Below are 3364 nucleotides of genomic sequence, written 5' to 3'. Positions count from 1 at the left end.
GGCGAAGACGTCGCCGTCGGCGCACTCCGGTACCGCGGCCAGCGCGGCGATCTGCCCGCAGTCCGCGATGTGCACCGTCCACTGCGCGCGGCTGTTGTCGCTCGCCAGGACCGTCGACTCCGTCGAATGCGCGGCGAGGACGCCCGGCAACGCCTGCAGCTCCTTCACCGCCCGTTCCAGCGCGGCCGGGTCCTCCGGCAGCCCGGACTCGATCGTCAGCGGTCCGGCGGTGACTTCCGGTTCTGGCACGGGGTCCGCGACCTTGGAACCTATCGTGCCGAGGAGCGTCTGCAGCGCGATCACACCTGCGACGACCACTGCGATGGCGCTGACCGACCGCGCGGCGGTACCGCTGGTCATCTGGAGCCGGCGCACCGCGAGCTGCCACGCGGTGGAACCGCCGCCCAGCCGCCCCACGAACCGCTCCACGCACCACGGGAGCAGCAGCGGGACACCGACGAGGACCAGCACGACCGACGCGACGAATCCCTGGGTCCCGCCCGTGCTGCTGACCCCGCTGATGCCGAAGCTCAGCAACCCCAGCAGGCCCACCACTACCGGCACCAGCCGCCAGGCCAGCTTCCGCGGCCTGGCCGCGGTCCGGCGCGCGACCTGCAACGGCTCGACGATGCTGCCCCGGAGGGAGGTGGTGGTGACCAGCGCGGCCAGCACCGGGATCCCGACCGTGATCAGCAGCGCGAGCCACCAGACCGGTCGGAGATCAGAACCGAAGATCGAGAGCTCGCCCAGACCGGCGGCTTCCACGGCTGGTCGCACCAGCACGAGCAGCAACCACCCGAGCGCCACGCCGAGCACGGCTCCGGCCAGGGACTCCCCGGCCGCCATCCGGCGGACCTGGGCGCTGGTGGCCCCGACCAGCCGCATCGCCGCCAGCCGGCGTTGCCGCGCGGCTTCGGCCAGCCGGGCGGTCGCGGCGACGTAGACCACGATCGGCACCAGCAGCACCGCGATGCCCAGGAGCAGGAGGAGCTGGGCGTCCGGTTCGAAGGCCGTGGTGCCGTACTGCCCTGATTCCCCGAAGTGGTCGACTACTCCGTCCACCCGGTCGCTGCGCGGCGACAGCGAATCGCTGCCCGCGTAGAAGAACAGCTCGCCGGGCCCGGTCAAGCCGTCCTCGCCGATGACACCGACGATCTCCGCGGGCAGCCGCGGGCGCAGCAGCTCTCCGCCCGGCGCCCGGAGCAGTTCCTGCAGCGCTGGGGAGACGACGACCTCGCCAGGTCCGGGATTGCGCTCGAGTCCCGGCGCGACCGGCGCGTCCGGGCGCAGCTCGCGCAGCTGCAGTCCTCGGACGTAGGTCTGCCCGAGCTCGAGCATGTTGCTGTGCGCGACCAGCACACCGACGCCTGGAGCGTCCCCGGGGGCGACCGGGTTCCGGGCGTTCTCTCGCTCTGCCTGCGCGGCGACGACGTTGGGAATCGTCGCGGCGCCCAGCAGCACCACGACGCCGAGGCCGATGCCGACCGCGGTCACCACGAGCCGTCCCCAGGGGCGATGTCCGGTGAACGCCAGGCGGAGGCCGAAGGCCAGATCCCGCAGCGCGCTCGTCATCGGGTCACCTCCGAGAGCTTCGTGGCGCCGTCGCGGAGCACGACCTCCCGGTCCGCGTACGCGGCCACCCGGGCTTCGTGGGTCACCAGCACGACCGCGGCACCGGTGTCGCGAGCAGTGCGGGTCAGCAGACCCATCACCTGCTCACCGCCGACCGAGTCCAGCGCGCCGGTGGGTTCGTCGGCGAAGACGACCGCGGGCTCGGCCACCAGCGCTCGCGCCAGCGCGGCGCGCTGGCCCTGACCACCGGAGATGTCCCCGGGCCGGGACGCTGCCACGCCGGCGATGCCGAGCTCGTCCAGCCAGGCCATGGCCTTCTTCTCGGCTTCGCGGCGCTTGGTCCCGCCCAGCTGCAGCGGCAGGGCCACGTTCTCCCGCACGGTCAGCTCGGGAACGAGCTGACCGAACTGGAAGACGAAGCCGAACTCCGACCGGCGCAGCTCGCTGCGCTCGTCGTCGGACAGCTCGGTCAGCTCCCTGTCCCGGTAGCGGACCCGCCCGGAATCCGGGAGCCGGATGCCGGCGAGGACGTGCAGCAGCGTCGACTTGCCGGAGCCGGAGGAGCCCATCACCGCGACGACCTCGCCGGCCTCGACCGACAACTCGGCACCGCGCAGGGCCGGGGTGGGACCGAAGGACAGCTGCAGGTCCGCGCCGGACAGCAGTGGTTCGCTCACTGGGAGACCTCCTGGGCGAGTGGTTCGAGTCGGGTGATGGCCAGTTCCAGCCAGCGCAGGTCCGCTTCCAGGTGGAACAGCGCGTAGTCGTGCACCAGCTGCTCGCCAGGTGCGGCGTCGGCCTTGCGGCGGGTCAGCTCGCGCATCCGGGCGAGGTGGGCGCTGCGCTGGCTGTCGAGCACCGCGGTGGCGTCGCGTCCGGAGCGGACCGCGAGGACGATCTTGGTGTAGAGGGTGTTGTGCAGCTCTGCGACCGGTTTCTCCGGCGTGCTCAGCCACTCCTCCAGCCGCTGGCGGCCGGTGTCGGTGATCGAGTAGCGCTTGCGGTCGGGCCCGTCGCCGGACTCCACTCCGTCGACCTCGACGAGGCCGTCGCGCAGCAACCGGGACAGCGTCGAGTAGACCTGGCCGTACGCCAGGGACTTGGCGTGCCCGAAGTTGGCGTCGTAGGCCCGCTTGAGGTCGTATCCGTAACCGGGGCCACCCTCCAGCAACCCCAGCATGGTGAGACCGATTGACATGCGACCAACTATACACTCGATGTATATATCGAGTGTATAGTTGGTCGATATCGTCGAATTCGCTGGTCAGTCGGCGTGTTGCGGCAGCACGATGTAGCGGGGATCGCGGGCCGATGCGCGGCCGGCTTCGAAGATCCCGTAGCGGGTGGCCGCCGCAGCGGCGTTCAGGCAGAGCCCCGAGGTGATCCGCGCGGCCCGACTCCGGCCGGACAGGGCAGCAGCGCCCAGACCGATGCAGGCCAGCACCCGAGCAGCGCGAAGCACCGTCCCTGCCCGGCCCTGCCGGTAGACCTCGCCGACGATTCCCGCGCTGCGGTGCATCCGGCTGAACGCCACCAGCTCCAGCGCTGCACCCGCGATCGCCATTCGCCGCGCCGGCGCGGACTCCCCCGGCGCGGCGAGCATGCCGACTGCACCGGCGCTGGACACCGCGCTTCCGGCGAAGACGAAGGGCAGTTCCCGGTATGACTCGTGCCAGCCCGGCACCGCCGTGTCGGCCAGCAGCACCGCGGTGTAGGTCGTCATCGCGGGCGCGAGCACTGCGGCCGCCGTGCTCGCGGCGCGCCCGGACCGGGGCAGCAGACCGGTCAGCTC

The 3364-nt window shown here is 71.9% G+C and carries 3 protein-coding genes and 1 pseudogene; all 4 read right to left on the bottom strand.

Features of this window, described 5'->3' with window-relative positions:
* Nucleotides 1-1572 (bottom strand): FtsX-like permease family protein (locus ABTZ89_RS37280; protein ID WP_351053884.1); only part of this gene is annotated, 1572 nt, incomplete at its 3' end.
* Nucleotides 1569-2249, bottom strand: coding sequence for an ABC transporter ATP-binding protein (locus tag ABTZ89_RS37275; RefSeq protein ID WP_351053881.1), 681 nt, complete (start codon nucleotides 2247-2249; stop codon nucleotides 1569-1571). The genes ABTZ89_RS37275 and ABTZ89_RS37280, both read right to left, overlap by 4 nt.
* Nucleotides 2246-2770, bottom strand: a complete 525-nt coding sequence (locus ABTZ89_RS37270; protein ID WP_270948203.1) for a PadR family transcriptional regulator — start codon at nucleotides 2768-2770, stop codon at nucleotides 2246-2248. Before ABTZ89_RS37270 ends, ABTZ89_RS37275 begins: the two co-directional genes overlap by 4 nt.
* Nucleotides 2771-2836: 66 nt before the next feature.
* A pseudogene (locus ABTZ89_RS37265) lies at nucleotides 2837-3364 on the bottom strand (NrfD/PsrC family molybdoenzyme membrane anchor subunit); the annotation flags it as partial.

Source organism: Saccharopolyspora sp. NPDC002686, from assembly GCF_040295745.1.
Classification (GTDB): domain Bacteria; phylum Actinomycetota; class Actinomycetes; order Mycobacteriales; family Pseudonocardiaceae; genus Saccharopolyspora; species Saccharopolyspora oryzae.
Note: the sequence above shows the minus strand (reverse complement) of the source record. Positions and strands in the feature narration are given on the sequence as shown.

Bases quoted from the DNA above. Each gene is read 5' to 3' on its own strand.
- ABTZ89_RS37270 (WP_270948203.1), bottom strand. From the start codon at position 2,770: ATGTCAATCGGTCTCACCATGCTGGGGTTGCTGGAGGGTGGCCCCGGT.